The 24989-nt window shown below is 36.3% G+C and carries 20 protein-coding genes and 1 pseudogene; 8 read left to right on the forward strand and 13 right to left on the reverse strand.

Annotated elements, in window-relative coordinates; genetic code table 11:
- The first annotated feature begins 127 nt into the window (after positions 1 to 127).
- Positions 128 to 1552: an amino acid permease gene (locus AAIE21_RS15895; protein ID WP_343267661.1), complete on the forward strand. Its 1425-nt coding sequence runs from the start codon at positions 128 to 130 to the stop codon at positions 1550 to 1552.
- Between the two features lie 69 nt (positions 1553 to 1621).
- Entirely contained in the window at positions 1622 to 2827 is a 1206-nt protein-coding gene (locus AAIE21_RS15900) for an ABC transporter permease (protein ID WP_343267662.1), read from the forward strand.
- A 205-nt stretch (positions 2828 to 3032) separates the two neighbouring features.
- Here the strand turns inward: AAIE21_RS15900 and AAIE21_RS15905 are convergent, their stop codons facing one another.
- A complete protein-coding gene (locus AAIE21_RS15905; RefSeq protein ID WP_343267663.1) occupies positions 3033 to 4787 on the reverse strand; it encodes an amidohydrolase in 1755 nt (584 codons plus the stop codon).
- A gap of 110 nt (positions 4788 to 4897) precedes the next feature.
- Positions 4898 to 5875: an agmatine deiminase family protein gene (locus tag AAIE21_RS15910; RefSeq protein WP_343267664.1), complete on the reverse strand. Its 978-nt coding sequence runs from the start codon at positions 5873 to 5875 to the stop codon at positions 4898 to 4900.
- Between the two features lie 355 nt (positions 5876 to 6230).
- On the opposite strand from AAIE21_RS15910, the gene AAIE21_RS15915 reads away from it, so the two are divergent.
- The 3 genes from AAIE21_RS15915 (at position 6231) to AAIE21_RS15925 (ending at position 8391) form a co-directional block, all read left to right on the forward strand.
- Positions 6231 to 6677 (forward strand): MFS transporter, encoded by a 447-nt coding sequence (locus AAIE21_RS15915; RefSeq protein ID WP_343267665.1) that lies wholly within the window; start codon positions 6231 to 6233, stop codon positions 6675 to 6677.
- A 248-nt stretch (positions 6678 to 6925) separates the two neighbouring features.
- A complete protein-coding gene (locus AAIE21_RS15920) occupies positions 6926 to 7912 on the forward strand; it encodes an HD domain-containing protein (protein ID WP_343267666.1) in 987 nt (328 codons plus the stop codon).
- Between the two features lie 275 nt (positions 7913 to 8187).
- The gene (locus tag AAIE21_RS15925; protein WP_343267667.1) at positions 8188 to 8391 is read left to right on the forward strand and encodes a hypothetical protein; all 204 of its coding nucleotides are present in this window, start codon (positions 8188 to 8190) and stop codon (positions 8389 to 8391) included.
- Positions 8392 to 8452: 61 nt separating this feature from the next.
- Here the strand turns inward: AAIE21_RS15925 and AAIE21_RS15930 are convergent, their stop codons facing one another.
- Positions 8453 to 9712, reverse strand: coding sequence for an MDR family MFS transporter (locus tag AAIE21_RS15930; protein WP_343267668.1), 1260 nt, complete (start codon positions 9710 to 9712; stop codon positions 8453 to 8455).
- A gap of 108 nt (positions 9713 to 9820) precedes the next feature.
- Here AAIE21_RS15930 and AAIE21_RS15935 point away from each other — a divergent pair, with 108 nt between their 5' ends.
- Positions 9821 to 11563, forward strand: coding sequence for an SgrR family transcriptional regulator (locus AAIE21_RS15935; RefSeq protein ID WP_343267669.1), 1743 nt, complete (start codon positions 9821 to 9823; stop codon positions 11561 to 11563).
- A 42-nt stretch (positions 11564 to 11605) separates the two neighbouring features.
- On the opposite strand, the gene AAIE21_RS15940 is transcribed toward AAIE21_RS15935, so the two are convergent.
- Positions 11606 to 12061: an N-acetyltransferase gene (locus AAIE21_RS15940; RefSeq protein ID WP_343267670.1), complete on the reverse strand. Its 456-nt coding sequence runs from the start codon at positions 12059 to 12061 to the stop codon at positions 11606 to 11608.
- Between the two features lie 310 nt (positions 12062 to 12371).
- Positions 12372 to 12857, reverse strand: a complete 486-nt coding sequence (locus AAIE21_RS15945) for an Lrp/AsnC family transcriptional regulator (protein ID WP_343267671.1) — start codon at positions 12855 to 12857, stop codon at positions 12372 to 12374.
- Positions 12858 to 13232: 375 nt separating this feature from the next.
- Between AAIE21_RS15945 and AAIE21_RS15950 the strand changes: the two genes are divergently transcribed.
- Positions 13233 to 14141, forward strand: coding sequence for a DMT family transporter (locus AAIE21_RS15950; RefSeq protein WP_343267672.1), 909 nt, complete (start codon positions 13233 to 13235; stop codon positions 14139 to 14141).
- Positions 14142 to 14180: 39 nt separating this feature from the next.
- Here AAIE21_RS15950 and AAIE21_RS15955 read toward each other — a convergent pair.
- The 7 genes and pseudogenes from AAIE21_RS15955 to AAIE21_RS15985 form a co-directional block, all read right to left on the reverse strand.
- Positions 14181 to 15241, reverse strand: a pseudogene (locus AAIE21_RS15955) (DUF871 domain-containing protein).
- A 239-nt stretch (positions 15242 to 15480) separates the two neighbouring features.
- Positions 15481 to 16845, reverse strand: coding sequence for a PTS transporter subunit EIIC (locus AAIE21_RS15960; protein WP_343267673.1), 1365 nt, complete (start codon positions 16843 to 16845; stop codon positions 15481 to 15483).
- Positions 16846 to 16870: 25 nt separating this feature from the next.
- Positions 16871 to 17755, reverse strand: coding sequence for an N-acetylmuramic acid 6-phosphate etherase (gene murQ, locus AAIE21_RS15965; RefSeq protein ID WP_343267674.1), 885 nt, complete (start codon positions 17753 to 17755; stop codon positions 16871 to 16873).
- A gap of 775 nt (positions 17756 to 18530) precedes the next feature.
- The gene (locus tag AAIE21_RS15970) at positions 18531 to 20180 is read right to left on the reverse strand and encodes an IS200/IS605 family accessory protein TnpB-related protein (RefSeq protein ID WP_343267675.1); all 1650 of its coding nucleotides are present in this window, start codon (positions 20178 to 20180) and stop codon (positions 18531 to 18533) included.
- Between the two features lie 327 nt (positions 20181 to 20507).
- Complete coding sequence (locus tag AAIE21_RS15975; protein WP_343267676.1) at positions 20508 to 21371, reverse strand: MurR/RpiR family transcriptional regulator; 864 nt, start codon at positions 21369 to 21371, stop codon at positions 20508 to 20510.
- 29 nt (positions 21372 to 21400) lie between these two features.
- Positions 21401 to 21730 (reverse strand): outer surface protein, encoded by a 330-nt coding sequence (locus AAIE21_RS15980; protein WP_343267677.1) that lies wholly within the window; start codon positions 21728 to 21730, stop codon positions 21401 to 21403.
- Between the two features lie 129 nt (positions 21731 to 21859).
- On the reverse strand, positions 21860 to 22987 hold the full coding sequence (locus tag AAIE21_RS15985; protein WP_343267678.1) for a cation:proton antiporter: 1128 nt from the start codon (positions 22985 to 22987) through the stop codon (positions 21860 to 21862).
- 238 nt (positions 22988 to 23225) lie between these two features.
- Here AAIE21_RS15985 and bcaP point away from each other — a divergent pair, with 238 nt between their 5' ends.
- Entirely contained in the window at positions 23226 to 24629 is a 1404-nt protein-coding gene (gene bcaP / locus AAIE21_RS15990) for a branched-chain amino acid transporter BcaP (RefSeq protein ID WP_343267679.1), read from the forward strand.
- A gap of 142 nt (positions 24630 to 24771) precedes the next feature.
- Here the strand turns inward: bcaP and AAIE21_RS15995 are convergent, their stop codons facing one another.
- The gene (locus AAIE21_RS15995; protein ID WP_343267680.1) at positions 24772 to 24975 is read right to left on the reverse strand and encodes a hypothetical protein; all 204 of its coding nucleotides are present in this window, start codon (positions 24973 to 24975) and stop codon (positions 24772 to 24774) included.
- Positions 24976 to 24989 lie beyond the last annotated feature (14 nt).

Below are 24989 nucleotides of genomic sequence, written 5' to 3' on the forward strand. Positions count from 1 at the left end.
TAGAAAGCACGTAGCGACAATGACACGTGCTTTTTTTGTTTTGTATGAAGCTTGCCTTTCTTCCTTTTCGGAAGACATACATATCTCCTCGCTTGACTTGGTTATACTAACTTTGGAGGTATTTTTTATGCAACAGAAAAAATGGGGCTTTTGGGTACTGACAGCATTTGTTGTCGGCAATATGGTTGGCGCTGGTATTTTCATGGTGCCAAGTACATTAGCACAAACAGCAAGCCCTCTCGGTGTTACTTTAGCTTGGTTAACAACAGGGTTTGGTGTTTTAATGCTAGCTCTTGTTTTCGGTAATTTAGCAATTCGTCGTCCTGATTTAACAACAGGACCACAAAGTCATGCATATGCTTTATTTTCATCACCAAAAAAGAAAAAAATGGCTGGATTCAGCATGGTTTGGGGCTACTGGGTCGCAAACTGGGCAAGTAATGTTGCTATTATTACATCTTTTGCAGGTTATTTATCACTCTTCTTCCCGATTATGAAAGATACACGCCTCTTATTTTCAATTGGCACTTTCGATGTGGAAGTTGGAAAACTCATTACATTCTCTATCTGTTCTCTCTTATTATGGGGAACACATATGATTTTAACAAACGGTGTAAACGGAGCTGGAAAATTAAACTTCTTAGCAACAACAACGAAGGTGACAGGATTCCTTCTATTCATCGTTGTTACTTTGTTTGCATTTCAAGCTTCAAAATTTGGACAATGGTACACACCAATGATTGATAAAGAAGGCGTGTCACACGGACTGCTTTCGCAAGTAAATTTAGCTGCTCTAACAACACTTTGGGCATTTATCGGTATTGAATCAGCCGTTCTTTTATCAAACCGTGCGAAATCACCAAAAACGGTAAAACATGCAACTGTTGCTGGCTTATTAATAACTGTTGCCATTTATTTAGGAATTACCATTTTAACAATGGGTGTTCTTCATATGGATAAACTACAAGCGTCTGAACGTCCATTAGCTGATGCATTAAATGCTGCAATGGGTCATGGCGGCGGGAAATTAATGGCCTTGCTTGCCCTTACTTCCCTATTCGGCTCGATCTTAGGCTGGATTTTATTAAGTTCAGAAGTACCGTATCAAGCGGCAAAAGAAGGATTCTTCCCTTCCTTCTTTGCAAAAACAAACAAAAAAGGAAGCCCGATTTATTCATTAAGACTGACAAATATTATGTCGCAAGTCTTCCTATTCTCAACGTTATCAGGGACAATTGCTGAGGCCTATACATTCGTTATTACTGTCTCAACTTTAGCTTACTTAATCCCTTATCTCGTTTCACCGATCTTTCAATTAAAACTGGTCGCAACTGGTGAGACATACAAAGACGAAATGGTTTCACGAATTATAGATGGTATTGTCGCAGTCATTGCTCTTTGCTATGCATTATGGGTGATTAAAACAGGAGCCTCAGATATCAAAACATTCCTTCTTGGAATTGGCTTATTTGTAATTGGCTTTGCCTTTTATCCATTAATGAATCGTGATCAAAAAAGAAATAAAGAAAATAAAAACGAGCAAATTGCTTAAAGCAATTTGCTCGTTTTTTATTTTGGTACAAGAAAGAAACCTTTATAATAGATAATAGAGGTGAAAAACATGTCAATTGAAACACTATGGAGCACTCGTTTTCAAAAACATATACAAAACAGTCTCACATATTTTTTCCGTATGATTAGTGGTTTATTATATAGCTTCATCTTTATTTCATGCATAGGCGCATATTATTATGCGCAGTTTCTTAAAACATCTCCTTCTAAAGGAATCGCATTATTACTCATCATAACTGTGCTTACAATCATGATAACGCGATGTAAGGTCCGCACGTTTATCCAAAAACCTGACGCTGTCTATTTACTGGCACTTGAAGAGAAATTAACATCTTATTTCAGACAATCTCTTCTCTATAATTATGTCATTCAGTTATTTCCATTGCTATTTACGTTTCTAATCATTACACCGCTGGCAATGCAAACATTACAGACAACCGTTCCATTCTTATGTACGATCTTTTTCATTTTAATGTTACTAAAAGGTTGGAACCTATATATCAATTGGATATGGCGTGATCAATATAATGGCCAAATCTGGTTGATCATTCGATTGACTTGTAATGCACTCATTCTTTATATGCTCTTTCAGTCCGTATCAGTCGTTCTATTAGGTGCTGTTCTCTTGCTTCCAGCCTTGATACTTATTTATACAGTAAAACAACCAACAAAACGAATTGGATGGGAATATATCATTGAGCAAGAAGAAAAAATGGACATGCACTTTTACCAATTTGCCAACTTTTTCACCGATGTTCCGCAGCTAAAAAAACAAGTAAAACAAAGAAAATGGCTTACAAATTGGCTAGAACCTATCTTACATAAAAAACAATCTACTTTTTTATATTTGAACACTTTATCATTCTTACGTGCAAATGATTATTTTGGTATATATGTGCGATTAACTATTCTCGGTTCTTTCATTTTATATTTCGTACCAAATGTATTTACAAAGGGCGCTATTACTTGTTGTCTCTTATACATGACTTCTATGCAATTGCGTTCCTTATGGAAATATTTTTTGGGAAATAATATTGTAGCATTATATCCGATTTCATTTGAAGAAAGAGTACACCAATTTCTCACTCTTGTATTTTCATTAGCAATCGTTCAGCTAGCGGTATTTTCTACTATTTTATTCGCTTCGCTACTGGAGTTTTTGCCTGTTCTTTCAACTGTTATAGTGAGCATACTTCTTATCAAGTTTATTATCGTTCCAAAAACAAAAAAACGAATTTCTTCTTTTGGAATTTAAATTAGGGACTTAACAGCTTGTTAGTCATTTAGAATCATGATTTATACTTCTTTTATTTTAAAAATTAAAAGAGAGCATTTGAATGTGCTCTCTTTCTTTGCATGAGTAACAATAGATAATTTTATCCGCTCATTGATTAATTGCTTTCCAATAAGAGTATACAGCTGCTTTCGCTTGCATCAATTTCACAAGCTATTCCTTTCACCTATTTCTCCTTGTGGTAAACTACTTCTCCTTGCAAAACTGTCATTAAAACTTTTGCATCGGGAATCTTATCCTTACTCATTTCAGTTATATCCTCATCAAGTACAATCATATCAGCAGATTTACCTACTTCAATAGAACCAGTTATATGATCAAGTCCTAATGATTTGGCAGGCTTAATTGTATAAGCATCAATAGCTGCGTATACATCAGGTAAACCTTTTTCACCAATGCTTAGTGAATTCGAAATAGTGACAAGTGGATTCAGTTCATTTACATCCCAATCGCTACTAAGCGATACATTTGCTCCTGTTTCCCAAATTCGTCCTAACGGCATAATTCGTTTCATCTGTTGATCTGAAAAATACATACTTGCCCAGCTTTGCTTAGGATCTTCCGCAAAATCATGCCCTACTTGAAAATCCGCACTAATACCTAAATCCGCAAAACGGTTAATATCACTATCTTCTACCATTTCCACGTGCGTGAGCGTATAAGGCTGTTTTGCTCCTTCTTTTTTCGCTGCTTCAATTGCATTTAAACTCTCTCTTGCTCCACCGTCTCCAATTGTATGAATCAGTGCACCATAACCAATTTTATCGAGTTCGGTCAACCACCATTTCATTTTCTGCTCTGGAATATAGTTCAAACCATATGGAGTTCCTTTAAACCACTCAAATTTATATTTTTCCAGTGTTTTAGCTGTGCTGTTGATGCTAATTCCATCACTATACATTTTCACTTGATTAATAAGCATTCGAGACGATGAATCATCACGCTTAATTTTTTTGAAATACTCAATTTGTTCTGCTTCATTTAAATTTGGATACACCCACGGACGAAGTACTACTCGTGATGTTAACTTTTTCTCATCATAAACTTTATTCCAGACATCTAACCAACCTCGTTTCCAATATAGACGTCCATCACCAACTGTAGTAATACCATTCTTGGCAACTTCATCTAAACCATCCAACAAACCTTCGTAATTTTTTTCAAACAGATTTGGTTGGGAACTCCATGCTTTTTCCATCACAATATCACCAGCTGAGTCATAAAGAATACCAAAAGGCTCTCCTGTTTCCGGGTCCCGAATAATTCTTCCCCCTTGCGGATCTTTCGTCTCTTTATTCATTCCAGCCAACTCCATTGCTTTAGAGTTAACCCATACAGAATGAGCGGTTCTTTCCATAATTACTACAGGATTATTGGGAAACAGCTCATCAAGGAGTTGTAATGGCGTTTGCTCTTCTGATTCTTCGTCCATATCTTTTAACAAACTCTCCAAACTAAATCCTGATCCGCTTATCCATTCCCCTTCTTTTACATCTTTTTGGCAAGCCTTTAAATGCGAACGTTGGTCTTGTAATGAAGCATCCGGTGACACACTACAATCCCCTGCCGCTGGTGATTTTGCTTCAAATATATGATTATGATTGTCCACAAAACCAGGAAGGACGGAACGCCCTTGTAGATCTATGACTTTCGTATCTTTATCTATAAATTCTTCTACATCCTTGTTGGAACCAACGAATGTAATTTTACCACCTTTAATGGCTACAGCTTCTGCCATATCTTGTTTTTGATTAGAAGTATAGATTGCGCCACTTTTAAATACTACATTGTCTGGCAAATTGCTAGGAAGGACAGTACTATTTTGCTTGGCTCCTCCTACTTCAGGCGTACATGCTGAAATCAATATCATATTAAAAATCAGGCAAATGGCCATTATTGCTTTCTTCGGAATTCTTTTCATACTTTTGCTCCTTGTATTAAGATAAACTGCTTTTGAAAATAGAATAGACGTTAACATAGTGTCAAGGTCAACTCGTATTGTTGTTACATTTTAATAACTGAAAAACAACGTCACTTCCAATTAAAAAAATCTAAAATGGAAAATTGATCCTCTCGGTTTTTCATTCTTTTGAATTTTTGAGGTAACAAATGAATGGGACAATACCATGTTAAACAATTCATTGCGCCTCCCATTGTTGATATATCTCCTACATGAACTGGAATTGCTTGTTTATTAGTATGTTTTTGGATGTATTGTAAGACTTCCTGATCTTTAGTTAATCCAAACCTAGGAACATAGAGAGCATCTCTTGTTTCTAATATATTTATATATAAACCTTTGGCTGATGCTATCTCTTGATCATATTGCCCTTTCTCTGTATAGGAAGAAGGAACAACTACAAATTCAGCTTCTGGCATCTGTTCTTGAATAATTTCTTGAATGCTATGCCTAAATTCGGAATCTCCTAGAAAGTCACTAATAAACATGGTATGTTCATCAATAAATTTAATCATACCGTCTGCATGCGCAAGTACATCTCCTGGTTCAGAAGGAATGATAATAACACGACTGACATCTAAATCCCATTCCAGTTGCTCGATAATTTCTTTTTCTGTCCAATCATAATTATCGTCAAGTATACGATCCGTTAGTATAATTGTATCTTTTTTATTCCAAATGAGATTACCGCCATCTAGTATCAATGGAGAAGTAATGTATTCAAAGTCATTTTTCTTCAGCCATTTATTGAATTGTTGATTTAAATATCGACTTTGACTTTCAGGTAAGTAATCTGGTTGGTATTTAAATTTAACGAGGTGATTGGTTACAACTGGTGCAACGTCTCTCAACCAAATGTCATCATACTCAAAAAAGTTTGTATCAAAGTCTTGTTCTTCAACAGTTAAAGATATAAGTTGATCGGTACATGCTTTATTTTCATTTAGGTTCTCATTAAAATAAATAAGATCTTCATGAAATGGTCGATAATATTGATTCGATTTATCTGGTATTACAGTAAAAATAATTCCATTGTGCATTTGATTCATATTGTTTACCTCACTATTTTCAAGGTTATTGAGTAACTGATTGAAACAAGTCATTATCAAGATACAGTGAAACTTTAAGCAATGGAGAATTTCTTCATCCCCACCTAATTTCTTTTAGACGGATTCTTACTGCCCGCAAATGGCTGGATACATACAGCTATTCCTCAATTCTATTCTCTTATAGTTATATATTTTAGAAACGTGCACATTTCATGAGTGAAGTATAGCACGAAGAAATATTATATATTTATATAAAAAATATAAAGCCATGGTTAAGCGATAAATTCGCTCTTGACAAGATTTTTATAATGATTTTTTTATTTATTACCTAAATGAGGAGAATTGGATAAGCGTAATGTACTTGATTGTCGGCACCGCCGCCATCATCGGTGGGGGTACTGGTGGATTGTTATCTGATCGCATTGGTCCTAAGAAAACAATAATTAGTGTGATTTCTGTATTTGCAGTATCAATTTTCATTCTTCCTTTTACAACATTCAATACACCACTTTTCCTTATTATTATGGTGATTTGGAGCATGCTAAGCTGGGCTCTTCAACCAGCTATTCAAAGCTATTTTATCCTATCTGCTCCTGATACATCGGACATTCAGCAAAGCCTAAACAACTCAGCCGCTCATGTAGGAATGGCACTCGGTTCAACAATTGGCGGTATTATAATTAAACATTCCAGTGTTGAGATGAATGCTGTAGCAGGTGGCGTACTGGTGCTAGCGGCCTTATTTGTTGGACTTGCGTCTATACGGAACAAAAAAACAAAAACAACATCAAAAGCGGTATAATCTTATTATGAGGTACTGTCTATGACATTTGCAGCAGGCATTGGAGTACATCTCCAGTGGATGTCAATGAGCACAAGAGCGACTTTGTTCTTGTATTGATTAACATTGGCTGTAATACATGCCTCCATTATTGTACAAACAAGAAATGACGTTTATATGTATAGGCTTATGAAACTAGCCTAGTATAAGCAATTAGCCAACCGGTTTGGGCTTACACACATGATATGTATAGCGAAAGGAGAATGACAATGACTTTAAAGCTTAACGATGCCATCTATGGCGAATTTGAGATGGACGGTGTCCTGTTAGAACTTATTTGTAGCGAACCAATGCAACGATTAAAAGGGATTTACCAAGGAGGAGCTAGCTATCTTGTAAATTCAAATTGGGACAACACAAGGTACGACCATTCCATTGGCACGATGTTACTTGTGAATAAACTCGGAGGCTCATTGGAAGAGCAAGTGGCAGCTTTATTACATGATGTCTCACATACAGCATTTTCCCATGTTATTGATTATGTCCTAGGGCATAAAGAAGAAAATTACCACGAAACGATTTATGAACAAATCGTTGCTCGATCGTCAATCCCTGGAATTTTGGCGAAAGCTGGATTGGACTGGGAAAGCATTTTGCTTGATGATAGTCAATGGACTTTACTGGAACAACCAGCCCCACAATTATGCGCAGATCGTGTTGATTATACATTGCGTGACTTATATGCTTACGGTCATATAACATTACAAGAAGTGCATCGTTTTTTAGACCAACTTGTGACTCTAGACGGAAAAATGGTTTGCAGCGACCAATCAGCGGCGGAATGGTTTGTGAGCACATATTATAAAGAGGTTATTGGGCTTTTTATGAACCCGCTTAATATGTTTGGAAATGATCAACTTGCAAAAACATTAAGGCTCGCTTTGCAAAAAGATGTGTTAACTATAGAAGATTTTCTGAAAGAAGATGAGGATGTAATTCGCTTGTTAAAGGACTCTGGCGATAGTAGCATTGCTGCTATGCTACATACGTTGTTTAACAGTAAAGTAGAGAAAGGAACGCCATCTTGTTTTGACGTCCATCAAACAACAAAACAGCGCCTAATTGACCCACTTGTTATCGTTTCAGGTCAACCTGTTCCCGTATCCAACTTGTCTGCTAGTACCAAGGCGTTGACAGAACAAGCAAAGCAAACAATAGAAAAAGGCGTCTATATAAAAATTTGCTCTCGACCATGAGTGAATCAAATACTAGCTTATAACTTAAATAAACATTGCATTGTTTCTAAATGACACAGTGCAATGTTTATTTTTAACTACTTGCAAATTTTTAAAATAGCAAAAAAAGATGCATTCCTCATACTAAACATCGTGTCCTCTTTTTATTATCCAATACACTTTTCCTAATTTCTAATCACTTTTTTAGGCATTTCTCATATAGTAAAAATGACTAGTAACTTCCTGATCGTATGACAAAATGTTTGATCACATATATAAAAGATGGGAGCCCGCCTATGAACAACAAGCAAACTTCAACGCCCCCAAATCACTCCGAGGAAAACAAAAGAGAAATTAGCTTGCAAACATTAAGGGTCATTGGACTCATTGTATTAATTAGTGGCTATATCCTTGTTGCTCTCTCTGAAGTAGGTGAACTGAAAAATCTTTTAATGAATCCTCGCGCTAACAATACATTAGCTGAAGAAGATGTTTTTTAGAAAAAAAATGCTATATAAAAAGCGAATCATTATACTAACGATTCGCTTTTTGTATATTTCCTTATCCTATATGAGGTATATTTTCTTCACGATATTCATTCCTTCTGATCGCTTTCATAAATAATACAATACTGCTTACACCAATCAAGAAATAAACAAGACTCATTCCCCACGATGCAATGAATGAACCGAGCATAACCCCTAATGCTCCATTCATTTTTGCCACTTGAAAGACCATTCCATTAATCGCCATATAGGAACTTCTCGCATTATCTGGTACCATGTCTGCCATAATAGATTGCCGAACTGGCACATACATCATCTCTCCAACTGTTTGAAAAAGCCCCGCTAATAATAAGATCCACAAGCTATTGCTTGCTCCAAGTATTGTAAATCCAATTGTATAAATGAACAAGCCGACATATAACAGTTTTAAATCATTAAAACGCTTCGTCATTTTAATAACAAGAGCTGAAAATAAAACAATCAAAATTGTATTCTCCGCAGAAATCCAACTTAGCATGCGGATACCGGTTAAATTAAAAGTGATATGATTTCCAAATGCAAACTGCACCGTCTCAAATTCCTCTTGCAAACGTACACCTAAATAATTATTAAGCTGAAATTCTAACGATAATGTACATATGCTCGCTAAACAGAATATCAAAAATGGCCGGTCTGTCATCACGACCTTGTAGCTTTCTACCATTTCTTTTAACACATGTTTCTGTTTTGTTTTTTGCCGAGTGACATATACTTCTTCCATATATACAGTAATCAAATATAATGTCAGCAGTGCGACCGCTGTTAATAATACAAATAGTTGAAAACGGTAATGTTCAAATAATAATCCCCCAAAGATTGCTCCAATCGCAATAGACAAGTTGATTGCCCAATAATTGATACTATACATGACCTTTCGATTCTCAGGTGTACTCACATCAATTAGCATTGCCTCTGTTGCTGGGTTCATAAGTCCTGAACCAAGACTATTCGTTAACATAAAAATGAAAGTTAACCAAGGTAAATCTACATAATCTGAATTTGCAATTCCCATACAAGCAATTGAAACAACTTGTATCACTTGCCCTATAATCATGACCTTTTTTCGTCCTAATCGATCTCCAATATAGCCTCCATAAAGGCCAATAATCAGTGCTGCCAATACATTTATTAGTAATAAAACACCTGCAAGGACACTGCCTAGCTTTACTGAAAAATAAATTGCCATAAACGGGAAAATCATTGTTGATACCGTACGTGTTAAAAATGATGTTATAATTCTAATTTTTATATTTCGATGCATACTCCAAAATCCCATTGTTTCTCTCCCCCCTTATGTGTATTCATTTTACTTTGAAAAAGTGGAAGAAAAAGGTTAGAATATTCTAAAGAATTTCCCCTTTTAGAAAGAAGGAGTCGTTTAAACATGAAAGTGATGGACTACTATATTCAGCTGCGATTACATGCTCCAGAAAAACAGTACATGCAAAATAGCTTACAAGAATTGGCCGATATTTTATATTGCAGTACAAAAAACGTGAAAATTTTACTTAGAAAAATGACTGAAGAAAAATTAATTACGTGGACAGCAGGACGAGGACGTGGAAATAAAAGTAAGATTCTCTTTCTCCATACCATTTCAGAAGTGGTTATTCCTTATGCTGAGTCTCTTTTACAACAAGATAAGTTAAAGGAAGTCTTTCTTCTTTTAAAACAACCATTTTCTGCTGCTCTTCGAAAAAAACTAGAAGACAAACTACAAGAACAATTTGGATACCAACCTTTAAACGATATGTATGACGTGCTAAAGATACCTTGTTCACGAAAAATATTACCGCTTGATCCAGCCTTTGCAGCTGTCACAACAGAGAGTCATCTCATTCGCCAAATTTTCGATACATTAGTTCATTACAACTACGCCACAGAAGAAATCGAGCCGCATCTCGCTCATGCATGGGAGGTTAGTAAGGATCAACTTACATGGACTTTTTATTTACGAAAAGGAATCCAGTTTCATCATGGAACAACTTTATCTTCCAAAGATGTGCAATTTTCATTTGAAAGACTACGCTGTGTACAATCTCCCTATGCCTGGCTAACTAAAGAGATTGTACAGATTGAAACACCATCACCGTTACAAATCCGCTTTCACTTACAAAAGCCAAATTTGTTTTTCCTGCGTTATGTAAGTTCGATGCAATTAGCCATTCTACCTCATGATGCAGAAGTGCAAAATCACCATTATATCGGTACAGGAGCTTTTACATTACATTGTTATGATGAAGATCAAGTGATATTAGAAGCATTTCCTGATTATTTTAAAGAACGCGCTTTAGTTGATCGTATCGAGTTTTGGCGTATTCCAGAACATGCACAAATACATAAACATTGTGAAATTCCAAATAATAAAAATGAAAAAGAACATGAGGTACAAATAGAAGAAACTGGATGTATATATGCTGCATTTAACTTTACAAAACCCGGTCCACATCATGATATTTATTTTCGAAAAGCTTGGAGAGAACTATATGATGTTGAATCTATCATTCGTGATTTAAAAGGTATGCGAACTATCACTGCATCCAGTTTCTTTCCAAATCAAAGCCGCGCAACAATGAAACAATCCTATTCTTTATGCAAAGCAAAGGAATACTTGCAAAAGAGTCCATATCAAGGTGAAACGATACACATTTATTTTTTCTCTTTTAAAGATAGTGCTCATGATGCCATTTGGCTAAAAGAACGTTGCCAGGACTTAGGCATACAAGTGGAACTACACCCTTTCCCAGTCTCAAATTACTCGGATCGTTCTATTGATCAAAACGCCGATATTATTTTAATGGGAGAAGTTTTTGATTCTGATTTAGAAATCGCCTTTTTAAATGTATTCAAAAATAAAAGCTGTTTTATCAATCGTTTTATGCACCCTCACTATCAAAAACAGATCGATTGTTTACTAGATACATTCTTAGCAGAAGAAAATAAAAAAAAGCGTTATGAACTTATGTATGAAATTGAAGAGTTTCTTCAAGCGGAATATATTATTCTATTTAATTATCATGTTTTGAAAAAGAAAATATATCCATCTTCCCTAAAGAACGTAGCCATTGATTCTTTTGGCTGGACAGATTTTTCGAAGTTATGGATTCATCCCACTCCATCAACTTAGTGAATCTTCTCCTCTAAATTCACATCCTTTAGAGGAGAAGTTTTAACTAATATACTTAATCATCGCAACTTCATCACAACAATCAAATTTCGGACAATGCCGACAATCAACCCACACCTTTTCAGGTAGCGATTCCCTATTAACAAAATCAAATCCACATTTTTGAAAAAATGTCGTTTGATACGTTAAAGAAATGACCCTTTTCACATTTATTTTAGAAGCTTCACTTATTACATGATTGACTAACATGCGTCCCAATCCTTTACCTGCATATGTATCCGATACAACTAATGACCGTATTTCCGCAAGATCTTTACCTAAAACATGCAAACCAGCGACTCCTAAAATTTTCTCTTCTTCTTTCACAACATACAAACACTGTAAGTACTGGTAAAGAGACAAAAGTGAACGCGGTAGAACAACCCCCTCTTTCGAATATATTTCTATCAAGTTATATATATCTTTCACATCACTTGTAATTGCGTTAGAAATTTGCATAATTGGTCTCCTTATATTAAATATTTATAACTTTAAATGTATATTAATTCATAAATTTATATAATAATACACCCACTCTGCAATCGCGTCAATTATTATTCTGAATTTTTCATATAAAAATAAAGACCGATTTTTCTTATGATACGAAGTTTGAAATTTTAAACAATGCACAACAAAAAACCTCGAAAACAAAGGAGGGCCTCCTCTCTTTTTCTCCTTTTGTTTTCACATGGCATGGGGCTAAAAAAGATCTGACCGCTTCTATGCTCGGCCGGACCCTCTCTTCCCCAAAAAAGAATGGTTCTAAATCTTATTCCCCCAATTCCCGTATCGGCAATACCGTAGAAGATTTAATCTCCCTTAGCGCTAAACTCGTCTGTATTCGTGTAATCCCAAGCTTATTTAACTTTCTAATAAAACGCTCAAGTTCTTTCCGGTCTCTATTTGCGACCTTTAACAAGTAATCATACTCCCCTGTTAAACAATGACACTCTAATACTTCAGGCATAGACTCCAATTCTCGTTCTAACACTTCAAGTTTTTCAGATTGATGAATATTTGTACTCATAAAAATAAAACATAATAAATCAAATCCAAGCTTTTCTTGATTTAAAATCGCAACTTGTTTATCAATGAAACCTTCCCCTTCTAGCCTTTTTATTCGTGCATGCATCGCAGCCGGTGATAAATTAACCCGACGTGCAAGTTCAGCATTACTCACTTGTGACTCCTTTTGTAAAATATCTAAAATTTGTACGTCCAAATCATCTAATACTTTAATAACAGACGACTCCATAAAAATCCCCCTTTTTCTTACCGACGATTCTTCGAAAAAATGCATAACAACACTAGTTAAACCAAATGAAATTTTGGAATTATAACCTAAAACAAAATATTTTATTGAATTTTCATCATTATACAAAAGAATATATTAGATAACAAAGAAAAATGCTAAAATTATTTACAATTCACATAATATAAATCCATTTTGGGTTTTCAACACATAAATTCCTGCTATGAAAACAAAACAGGACCTGCTCTCGTTTTCTCTTTTTGTTTTTACTCGGCATGGGGCCAAAAAAGGATCTGACCGCTTCTACGCACGGCTAGATCCTCTCTCCCATCTAAAAAGAAAGAGGTTTTTACACACTACTAAAAGGAGTCACAAGCTATGCCATATTTTTATATCTTTTTACTACTGCTAACAAGCTTACTATGGGGAGGAAACTTTGTCGTTGGAAAATCACTTGTAGACCATGCTTCTCCAATGACGCTTACAAGTTTAAGGTGGATGATTGCGATTGTTTGCCTCTTACCAATTGTTTGGTTTAAAGAAAAGAAACTTCTCCCGCCGCGTGCCGCAATTCTACCCTTACTACTTATGGGAATCACCGGCGTTGTTCTCTTTAACATTTTTCAGTTTTTAGCATTAGAACACACATCAGCAACAAACGTTGGACTCATTTCTACACTAAATGCAATTTCAATCGCATTATTTTCGTCTTTATTCTTAAAAGAAAAAATAAATGGACTTCAAATTCTTTCTATGATTCTTTCTTTTTTCGGCGTTCTTCTCGTTCTTTCAAAAGGAAATATTGCGCTTTTATTTTCATTACATTTTAACAGCGGAGATTTATGGATGATTGCGGCGGTTTGCATTTGGGGCATTTATTCTGTTTGTAGTAAATGGGCAACAAAAACGGCCTCGCCAATGATGGCCACTTTATATTCTGGAATTTTCGGTGTCATCATATTACTTCCATTTAACATACCAAGCTTTACTGTTTCCCATATCAATGCTTCATTTATTACTTCACTACTATACACAGGATTAATTTCAACTGTGGTTTGTATGGTATTTTGGAATATTGGTGTTCAAAAATTAGGGGCAACCACGTCAGGTATCTTCCTAAATTTCAATCCAATTTTCACCGCTATTTTAGCGTTTTTATTCTTAGGCGAAGAGTTAACGTGGGTACAAATTTTAGGAACTGTCATTGTCGTTACTGGTTGTTATTTATTTTCTCATTTTAAAACAGCGATTGTACAACCGAGTACAAATTTAGCACGTAGTCACTAACAAAAAAATCGTCGATATCATATTATCGACGATTTTTTACTATTTTTCAGATATAAGTTGAAACTTCTGCCCCGCTCCTACATAAGACAATAATGACAGATCCTCTTCAATCACGCTCCCAATTACGTTCACCTTTTCATCCTCAGGTAAATCATTAATTGTAATTTGCATCTCTCCGGCATATCGACCATATAGTACGTTATCGATTGTAATCGATCCTACTCTTCTTTCTACTGTATTCATCGGCTGTAAAACTAAAGAGGATTCTTCTCTTGATTCCACAGAACGAATGACATCACGTGCCGGATCGAACCGGTTCGTATGTACCCGCTCTACTTTTTCTAATACTTGCCCTCTTCTACAAGCGGTTTATACCGAATCGGAATGATTCCTTCTTTCACACTAGAAATCTCACTTATACTATACACCGCTGTACTTATATCTCCAATTAACACTTTATCAACGAAGCAATCTTGCACAAGTTCCAAATATGCCTCAAGTGGACGCATATACCGATGCTTTTCTAATGTAGGAAGTCCTTCATATAGCGGCCCTCTTTTTTCACAATCACCTGGAATAAATGCCATTGTCTTTATTCTGCATTCATGCAAAAATTGATTTTGTTTTTGCAAAAATGATTTAGCTAGCCCTGTTTCTGGACGTGGATAAAAATTATGCCAAGCTTCTACATGTTCTACTTTCACATGTTCCTTAAGAAGCTCATTCCAAAATGATTCAGTAATTGTACTCGCATTTAAAGCAATCTTCATTTTATGTGATACGTGCGCAATTTGTTTCGGAGCTATCCCATAGTCCATGCGTAAACCAGTTATTCCCCACTCTAATAACCGTTCTACATTTTCATACGTAAGCCCTAAATGTTGCAGTGACTTTGGTGAAACGTCTACCATCAGTTTCATTTCATATTTTTTTGCTTGCTTTCCAAGTATTTGTATTAACTCTTTATACGTTCTAGGGTCATCTTCTGGAATATGAAGAGACGTGAAAATAGAAGAAAAGCCGTACTCTCTCACCGTCTCCAACCATTTTTCCTGCTCCTCCATTCGATCTTTTGAAAGATATATAGAAACTCCGATCATCGTTATCTCTCCTTCCATAAAAAAAGAGAAAGGAATCCCTTTCTCTATATATATAAATCCAATTTGATTTTCCAACATATCAATTGCGGCTATGAAAACCAAAAAGAGACTTCCACTCATTTTCTCCTTCTGTTTTCACATGGCATGGGGCTAAAAAAGGAACTGACCGCTTCTATCCATCTGCGGATCCTCTCCACCACCTAAAAGGAATGGTTTTATGTTGGTTTTTCAATCCGTATTTATATGTTCTCCGCCATTTCTTCTTTAAATCCAAAGAAATACGTAAAGATAAAACCAAATACATAAGCAATTACAAGACCAAGAAAATATAGTAAATATTTATTATCAGCAATTAATGGAAGTAATGAAAGTCCCGATACACCAATCCCTAATGAAGCCGTTTTCATAATTGCTTGAAATGCCCCGCCAACAGCTGCTCCTAAGCAAGCTGTAATAAATGGTTTACCAAGTGGTAATGTAACACCGTATAGTAAAGGCTCACCAATTCCTAAGAACCCAACCGGTAGTGCTCCTTTAATTACATTGCGAAGACGTTTGTTTTTTGTTTTTACAAAAATCGCAATAGCTGCGCCTACTTGTCCAGCTCCTGCCATTGCTAAAACAGTTAATAATGGAGTTACATGGGTTTGATTAATAAACTCCATATGAATTGGTGTTAAACCATGATGCAGCCCTACCATAACAAGTGGTAAAAATGTTCCTGCAAGCACTGCTCCTGCAAATGCTCCACCAACATTTAAAATAGCGTTAATACCATTTGTAATTCCGTCAGATAATAAACCAGCCACTGGCTGAATTGCTAACATCGTTACTAAACTTACAACTAATACGGTAATAAGCGGAGTCACAATAATATCAACTGCATTTGGTACTGCTTTTCGCACTTGTCTTTCCACAACAACCATAAGCCAAGCCGCAAAAATGACAGCAAATAATCCACCGCGCCCTGGCACCATTGCTTCACCAAATATTTTCACATTTGCCATAGCCGGGTTGAAGATTAAAATACCCGCAATAGCACCAAGTACTGGAGTTCCCCCAAACTCTTTTGCTGTATTCCATCCGACTAGAATACCTAAGAAAGTAAATATACCGCCGCCAATTAACAGTAACATCTGTAGCCATGTTGCATTGGGATCTGCCCCTGCATTTTTCGCAAAGTTGGCAACACCATTAATAATTCCTGATGCGACAAGACCTGGAATTAATGGAATGAAAATATTACCGATTTTTCGCAATAGATTTTTAACAGGCGTATTATTTTTCTTCTTAATTGCTGCTTTCATATCTTGACCACGCTCTTCAAGAGGTTGTTCAGCAACCTCACCCATTCGTAATCCCGTTAAGCCTTCCATTTCCGCAGCTACTTTATTCACAGTTCCTGGCCCAACTACAACTTGCAATGTTTCATCTTCAATCACACCCATGACACCGTCTACTTTTTTCAAAAGTTCCATATTCACTTTACTGTCATCATGAAGTGTTAAACGTAGACGCGTCATACAATGAGCAATACCAAGAATATTTTTTATACCCCCGAGTTGCTCCGTAATTTCATTTGCCATCCTCTGTTCTTTCTTCATTACAAAATCCCCCTCCCTATTTTTTTTACAATGCCTTTTTCACAAATCCTTTCGCATCTTTTAATTTTCCAAGTGCTTCCCCATATTCGCACTGCAGTAGTATCATAACAATCGCAGCTTTTACATTACGATCTGCTTTCTCATAATATGCTTCTGCTTCCTTGTACGCCGCCCCTGTCGCTTCCATAATAATTCGCTTAGAGCGTTCGACTAACTTTTCATTTGTTGATTGCACATCAACCATTAAATTTTTATAAACCTTTCCTACGCCAATCATAGAAGCAGTTGAAATCATATTCAGCACTAATTTCTGCGCCGTTCCAGCCTTTAAACGAGTAGAACCTGTTAACACCTCTGCACCTGTTTCTACTTCTACGCTAATTTTTGCAAATTTACTTATTTCTGCTCCTTTATTACATGAAATGCTAGCTGTACTTGCTCCGGCAGCACTTGCATACTTTAATCCACCAATTACATAAGGTGTTCTGCCACTTGCAGCAATTCCAATAACAGTGTCCTTATCATTTAACCCAATACTCTTTAAATCTTCTACCGCAAGATCCTCTCGATCTTCAGCACCTTCTACCGCTTTAGTGAACGCTTTCAATCCACCTGCGATAAATCCTTGTACCTGTTTCTCATCTGTTCCAAATGTTGGCGGACACTCGACAGCATCTAAAATTCCTAAACGCCCGCTTGTACCGGCACCAATATATACTAACCGCCCACCATTTTGAAAGGATGAAACAACACTTCGAACAATTTTTTCAATTTGATCGATTTCATTTTCGACCGCTACAGCCACTTTATAATCTTCTCGATTCATCGTTTGTAAAATCTCTTTTATGCTCATCTCATCTAGGTTCATCGTATTTTCATTTCGGTGTTCTGTTGATAAATTTTCTAGCATATTCTCACCCTCTTTGAAATTTTATTTCACACTTTTATTATATCTATACGAAACTAAAAATCAATATTAATATCATATTTTATGAAATGTAATTTCTTTTTATAACAACTTTGTGTCTATTCATGCAGAAAGTAAAAAGAAGATCACAACCTACTATATAGGTGATGATCTCCTTTTTAAATTTCCATATATTAATAAATTTTCTATGACTTACATCTTTTTTATGGCATTGGGTGTTCAAAATAACTAAGAATCGCAAAGGTATATAACCCAATTAACACCAAAGCACAAACACCAAATAGCATTACCGCTATGGTGCTTTTCTCTTGTCTAAACCCAATAATAGCAAGAGCAATAGAAATCCACATTGAACTCTTAAATATAGTGAATATGTTTGGGCTTACATATCGACTTAACCAAGTTACGAAGCTTATGTATCCAAAAAAGGCGATTGAACTACCCCCACTTACCGTCTAATGACGCTTGAAGTGGGGGGATTCTTATAATCTTCGATCATTTTCGAAAACCTAAGAACCCCATACGTTCAACGATATGAGTTAACTATACAAGAATCAAGAAGTGTTCATACCGAACTTCATTGAATAGGAGCAAACATACACACCTATCAAAGAAAACCTCTTTCTTTCGTATAGAATAGAGCCTAACAGACACGTTGTAATGCATCTATTCCTTAAACATAGAGGCTGTTGCTCAATAGCCCGCCATCTGCTCTGGTGACGTGAATAAGGGTATAGTACAAGTGTCCGGGAATATATTAGGACAGTTTCATGATCAATTTAGCTTCGGATTCTGGCATTTCATCCATATGAATCTGTTTTCCAGTGAATAATTTGTAAAACAGATGTGTACGAATATCTAATAATTTATGTAGCTCATGCCATTGGCTCCAATGATGTGCGTTTTGATTTTTTATATATGTATGGAGTGTCGTTGGCACTTTTTCTTTAAATCCTAATCCCCGGCGGCCAATTGTAAGTGCCGCGGACTGGTGAATAGAGATACCTAGTTTTCGCATATATTTCATTTTTCCAGAGATAGATGTGTAAGCAGGGTTCACTTGAAAGACCGCCACACCCATTTTATCCGCACGGTTCACGATAGCACTTGTCATTTTCTGATACGCAAACATACTCTTCATACGGTTCGCTTTCTTACTTCCGTAACGATCACCTGTCTTCGATTTCGTGGTATCGAGTTTTTCCATCACAATCGGTTTGTCATATTGCATTGCCAAATCCACTAAGCGAATCGCTTCCGCTTCGATGATCTTTGTGACTTGCCCTGCTGATTTACCTAGAACAGAAAAATGAAGAGAACCACTCCCTTTATAATTGCCATCCTTTGTTACATTCGCCCATGCAAAATGGTCAAGGTTGCAATCGACACCAATTACACCATCCGACTTACTGTAATTTGTATTTGGGTTTTCTTGCACATCGACTAAACACTTCACAATATAATAATCTCCATGGTCTTCCACGGACCACGCAATTGGTTTCCCATGTACTTTTTTGTTCTTACATTGCAATTGGTTCGTAACAGCTTCTTCGACTCTTTCTTGCCCATATGGGAACGTAACGGAAGGGAATACAATCGGTTTCCCTGCACTTGTTGTCATCCACAACTCTTGATTCTTTGCGCTGTACTGGAATACAAAGTTACCATGTTTCGCATCTTTACGACCGGATACAATCAATTGCTTGTTCCGAGCACGGGAAAACAACGTTTTCCATTTGTCGTGGTTCTGCATCATTTCATCCTTTGTAAATTGAGAACGGAACAGTTTTTTGCTCCCAAACACCACACTCGGAATATGTGCTTGATAAGATACGAGTTTCTGTTCTAAACGGAATTGTCGGTGCATCAAACGACCAATTTTCGCTTTCGTCCATTTGATTTGCACATCGATATATTGATGCTCAAACAAATATTCACTGAACCAAATCAAAGTATCTTTTTTACGGGATACAGCTATGATATTATTTTCCTTTAAAAAACGAGAGTTTTTCGGGAAAGTAATCTTTCCTTTGATACAACTTTGTTTGATTTTGCGTAATTGCGTGAGTTTCGTACGTTCTGTTTTTAGTTTCTTTTTTAATTTCTTCAGTTTTTCTTGTGTTTGTTTCTCATACATCTTTTGTACTTCTGTTAAACCAGCAAACAACGCTTTTGCTTCTTGCGCTGCGCTATTCGCATAGTAATCATTCAATTGGAATTTCCGTTTGAGAACAAGGTGAAGACTATCCGTATACATCTTACGATCCCAACGTTTTTCTCTTACAATTGTCTGAAACGCAAAGCGTTTCGCCGTGTTAAATGTTTCAATTGTTTCTGTTAATCCCTCCAACATTTCGCGCGGTAACATAGTTTTATAGATTCGTTTCGAAAAATACGCTTTCTTCACCTGTTCTCACCTCGTTTTATTTGATGAGGTAATTATACAACAAAACATACGTTCCACTCGAAATCTTGTTTTTCCTAAAAAAAGAAAGAACCGATTCATCCCCCACCTTCACTCCGTCGTTTAGAGGAAGGGATCTTCTCGGTTAAAATGATAAAAGAAAAAATATAGCTAGATAATTCATTTGTTTTCCATATTTCAAATGCATGTTACCCCTCCTTTTTCTACTAAATAAACCATAATAGGTAGAAAATGTTATTTTTATTATATTCTAACTCATTACTAAAATCTACCAAAAAAGAAGACACATGAAATGTGCCTTCTTTCCACTTACTTCAATTTCCGCAACCGCATTGCTTCTTCTCTCGTCGTTGTAAATTTATCCAATACTTGATTACCAATTCTATTAAAGGTAATGACATACAAAGCATCGATTATATTAAGCTGCGTCATTCTTGAAGCAATACTCGCAATACGATGGTCTTGTTCTACATCTGGCATACAAAGACGTATATGTGATTCTTTATATAATGGAGATGATTGATCGAGTGTCGTAATCGCAATAACAGTTGCCCCTTGCAGCTTGGCATACTGCGCCATCTCTAGCACATCTTTCGTCCGGCCAGAAGTTGAAATGGCGACAAAAATATCCCCTTCTTCTAGATTGGTTACAAGAGGCAACATCATGTGGAAATCAGATAGCATCATCGCCGTAAAGCCTAAACGAGTAAACTTATACGCTCCGTCCATCGCTGGCGCTGCTGATCCACCCACTCCATAAAATAATAGTTTTTTTGCCCCTAAAATGGCATCTGCTGCTTTTTCTAACTCTTTTTTATCAATCGCAGTAATGCTCGCTTCAATCGCGGCCTTATTTACATATGTAACTTTATTAAATAAATCAAACGGTCCATCCTCTGTATTCATCACCGAAAAATCGTTAATATTATAGTCGGCAATTGTTAATTCTCTAACGAGTGCCAACTTAAACGCTTTAAAACTTCCAATTCCAATTGTTTTACAAAAACGAACGACACTCGCTTCACTGGATCCTGCATGATTAGAAACTTCTTTTGTCGTTAAATTAGGAACGATTTCTGCATGATTCATGATATACTCGGCAACCTTTTTTTCAGCTGGTGAAAATTGATTCATATGATTTTCTATTTTAGATAGTAGTGTTGAGGGTTTCACCATTCAACCTCCATTCTTTCCGGTTGCTTTTATTTTTCATATCCTAATTCCATATCCTGTGAGTCATAAAGATAAAAGGCATCTTCACCAGGAGGATGAAAAACATTTACGGTTCGATCCTCTTTTTGATAGACCGTCCTTTCTCCTTCCGACCACTTCTTTTCCCAGCCCTTTATCCAAATTGCAGCATCAGGCAAAAACGAAGTATATCTATACCCCTTCGAATCATCGCCTGCAATACAAGAAGAGAAAACAGAAACAGAAAAATCTTTAACTTTTGATTCTTTTCCTAATGTAAATGGTAAGCATATTAAAAGAAGTACAACTATACATATGACTTTTTTCCATGTAATCTTCATTCATTTTTCTCCTTCTAATACTAGATTACACATAAATTTTAACACAATTATTACTTCGCCACGCTACACTAGCACTATTTTTTATGAATATAAAAAAGAGTCTACCCACAAAGGATAAACTCTTTCTCTTTACACAAAATACTTCTTCAACAAAGGCGGCGTAATAATCGTCGTAAGGATAACGACAATCACAATCGCTGTGAAATTTTCTTTCGCCAATAAATTCGCTGTTAATCCATTCGCCGCAATAATGAGCGCTACCTCTCCGCGCGATACCATTCCAGCCCCAATACTAATCGAGGATTTCAAATTAAACCCTGTTAACCTTGCACCTAATCCAGATCCCACTAATTTTGTGAAAATTGCAATGAGAGTCATGATTACAATAAACCATATTTGGCTTCCAATCCCTTGAAATGTAATTTCCATCCCGATACTCACAAAAAAGATCGGGACAAAAATCGCATAGGCAATCGGCTCTATTTTATGTTCTACTTCGTGTTTATATGTTGTTTGTGAAATAGCAATCCCTGCAGCAAATGCACCGATGATACCAGCAATCCCCATTTGTTCACTATAGTACGCAAATGAAAAACAAATAATAAGTGCTGCACTAATCAACGCCTCTGATACACGGAGTGGTACCAACATTTTCATAATCCACGGTACACCTTTCCAGCTAATGAAAACAATACTTACGAAAAAGATGATTTTCTTCGCGATGACAAGTGTAATGCTTACATCTTGCGTACCTAAAAAACTCATCACAAAAGCTAATAAAATCACAACGATAACGTCATCAAACACAGCGGCCCCTAGGATCGTTGTACTTTCTCTCGTATTCATTTTCCCTAAGTCACGTAATGTTTGAACAGAAATACTCACCGATGTCGCACAGAGCAATAACCCTAAGAAAATGGCATGCGATTGCAACATTCCGAATGCGAGTCCCGCCAAATACCCACCGAGAAAAGGAAAAATAATCCCTCCCATTGCTACTGCGAATGAAGATTTTAAATTACGATTTAATTCTTCTAAATCCGTTTCTAAGCCTGCCATAAACATAAGTAATAAAACACCAATTTCACTAAGTTCATCGATCAGTTCAGAACTATTAATGATTCCAAAAACAGCTGGTCCAATAATAATTCCAACAATTAATTTACCTAATACCGATGGCTGGCCAAGCCGAACACTAATATCGCCGGCCAACTTCGTACAAAGTAAAATCACGACAAGTTCAAAATAAAACAGCATAGTATCTTCTCCTACTTTATAAAATACATCTATTTCTGATGATAGTTTTTCCTTACATCTACGATTTTATTTGCCATATTTTTATTTGACAAAATATTCTGAATTGTAATAAAATGACTACAGCAATTCTATATTTTTTATACTCACACAACTGTGCCTCTATTCACCTACATACTCTTTTACAATGGGCTCATACTATATGCAGTTGTGAAGATCTAAGAATGAGAGGAGAGTCCAAGTGAAATCATTATTACGAAAGAAACCACTTACGACTGAATCACCACAGCAATTACAAAGAACATTAACCGCATTAGATTTAACCTTTTTAGGCATTGGCGCTGTAATTGGGACGGGCATTTTCGTCTTAACAGGTATTGTTGCGGCCAAACATTCTGGTCCCGGTATTATGTTATCTTTTCTTATTGCCGCATTTACCTGTGCATGCGTGGCCTTCTGTTATGCAGAATTTGCTTCTTCTATCCCTATGTCAGGAAGTGTTTACACCTATGCATATATGACAGTTGGAGAAGTTGTTGCCTTTATCGTTGGCTGGTGTTTAATGCTAGAATACTTGTTAGCTGTTGCAGCAGTAGCCGTCGGATGGTCCGGGTATTTACAATCGTTACTTTCCGGATTTAATATTCACCTCCCCGCCGTTATCGCCTCGGCCCCCGGAATGGAAAAAGGTGGAATAGTCGATTTGCCAGCTGTATGTATTTTACTTTTAATTACACTGCTTCTTAGTTTCGGTGTACGTGAAAGTGCTCGCATTAATAATGTTATGGTACTAATTAAATTAGCGGTTATTATCGCTTTTATCGTAGCGGGTGCAAAGTACGTTAAACCGGAAAACTGGACACCATTTTTACCATTTGGATATGATGGAATTATTACAGGTGCAGCAACTGTATTCTTTGCTTTCTTAGGATTTGATGCCATTGCAACAGCCGCGGAGGAAACGAAGAAACCACAGCGCGATTTACCAATTGGAATCATCGGTTCCCTTCTCATTTGTACGGCACTTTATATGATTGTATCCTTTGTGTTAACAGGAATGGTACCTTACACACAACTAGATGTTTCTGATCCAGTTGCTTTTGCCCTTCATTTTGTTGGGGAAGATACAATTGCTGGATTATTAGCTGTCGGTGCCATGACTGGAATGACAACTGTTCTTTTAGTCGTTATGTATGGACAAGTTCGCGTTTCTTATGCAATGAGTCGTGACGGCCTACTTCCAAAAGCATTATCTCGCATCAATCAAAGAGTTAAAATTCCATTATTCAATACATGGATTACCGGAATAGCAGCAGCTTTATTGGCAGGATTATTAGATTTACACCTACTTGCAAACTTAGTGAATATCGGTACACTAACAGCCTTTACATTCGTTTGCTTTGCTGTACTTATTTTACGTAAAACACATCCAAATTTAAAACGCGGCTTCCGTGCCCCATTCGTACCTATATTACCAATCGTTGCAATTTGTTGTTGTCTCTATTTAATGATTAACCTTTCTGCAACAACGTGGAAAAGCTTTGCTGTTTGGCTAGTCATTGGACTATGTGTATATTTCTTCTACTCTAGACGTAATAGCCACTTACTGACCGGAAAAAATAATGATGAACAAAAAGAAGCATAAAGAAAACAGCTCGCCATATAGCGAGCTGTTTTACGTTCGAGTTTGTTTCTCCGTTAACTTTTGTAGAATGAGAAATATGCTGATGCAAGCTGTAAAACAATTAATACACAAGCTGCCACTTTCGCATATCTATTCTCCTTCACTATTTTTTTCTTTCCTTGTTCTTTTTCCATGCATTTAAACTATCAAAGAAAAAGTTAATAAACAGCGTTCCGAGTCCCGCTAATAAAAAAGTCATTAAAAACAGAATCCATATGCTTTTATCTTTCAAAAAATAATACCCAACAAGGAGCACAACAGCGATCCATACGTATTCAAGAATTCTTTTTAGCTTTTTCTCTTCCAAATTTTTCGCTCCCT

The sequence above is a fragment of the Paenibacillus sp. 102 genome, assembly GCF_039549175.1.
Taxonomy (GTDB): Bacteria; Bacillota; Bacilli; order Bacillales; family Bacillaceae_G; genus Bacillus_A.

Bases quoted from the DNA above. Each gene is read 5' to 3' on its own strand.
- AAIE21_RS15935 (WP_343267669.1), top strand. From the start codon at position 9,821: ATGAAAGTGATGGACTACTATATTCAGCTGCGATTACATGCTCCAGAA.
- AAIE21_RS15985 (WP_343267678.1), bottom strand. From the start codon at position 22,987: ATGCTGTTTTATTTTGAACTTGTCGTGATTTTACTTTGTACGAAGTTG.
- AAIE21_RS15905 (WP_343267663.1), bottom strand. From the start codon at position 4,787: ATGAAAAGAATTCCGAAGAAAGCAATAATGGCCATTTGCCTGATTTTT.
- murQ (WP_343267674.1), bottom strand. From the start codon at position 17,755: ATGCTAGAAAATTTATCAACAGAACACCGAAATGAAAATACGATGAAC.
- AAIE21_RS15925 (WP_343267667.1), top strand. From the start codon at position 8,188: ATGAACAACAAGCAAACTTCAACGCCCCCAAATCACTCCGAGGAAAAC.
- AAIE21_RS15915 (WP_343267665.1), top strand. From the start codon at position 6,231: ATGTACTTGATTGTCGGCACCGCCGCCATCATCGGTGGGGGTACTGGT.
- AAIE21_RS15895 (WP_343267661.1), top strand. From the start codon at position 128: ATGCAACAGAAAAAATGGGGCTTTTGGGTACTGACAGCATTTGTTGTC.
- AAIE21_RS15960 (WP_343267673.1), bottom strand. From the start codon at position 16,845: ATGAAGAAAGAACAGAGGATGGCAAATGAAATTACGGAGCAACTCGGG.
- AAIE21_RS15945 (WP_343267671.1), bottom strand. From the start codon at position 12,857: ATGGAGTCGTCTGTTATTAAAGTATTAGATGATTTGGACGTACAAATT.
- AAIE21_RS15980 (WP_343267677.1), bottom strand. From the start codon at position 21,730: ATGAAGATTACATGGAAAAAAGTCATATGTATAGTTGTACTTCTTTTA.
- AAIE21_RS15930 (WP_343267668.1), bottom strand. From the start codon at position 9,712: ATGGGATTTTGGAGTATGCATCGAAATATAAAAATTAGAATTATAACA.
- AAIE21_RS15910 (WP_343267664.1), bottom strand. From the start codon at position 5,875: ATGAATCAAATGCACAATGGAATTATTTTTACTGTAATACCAGATAAA.
- AAIE21_RS15920 (WP_343267666.1), top strand. From the start codon at position 6,926: ATGACTTTAAAGCTTAACGATGCCATCTATGGCGAATTTGAGATGGAC.
- AAIE21_RS15950 (WP_343267672.1), top strand. From the start codon at position 13,233: ATGCCATATTTTTATATCTTTTTACTACTGCTAACAAGCTTACTATGG.
- AAIE21_RS15900 (WP_343267662.1), top strand. From the start codon at position 1,622: ATGTCAATTGAAACACTATGGAGCACTCGTTTTCAAAAACATATACAA.
- AAIE21_RS15940 (WP_343267670.1), bottom strand. From the start codon at position 12,061: ATGCAAATTTCTAACGCAATTACAAGTGATGTGAAAGATATATATAAC.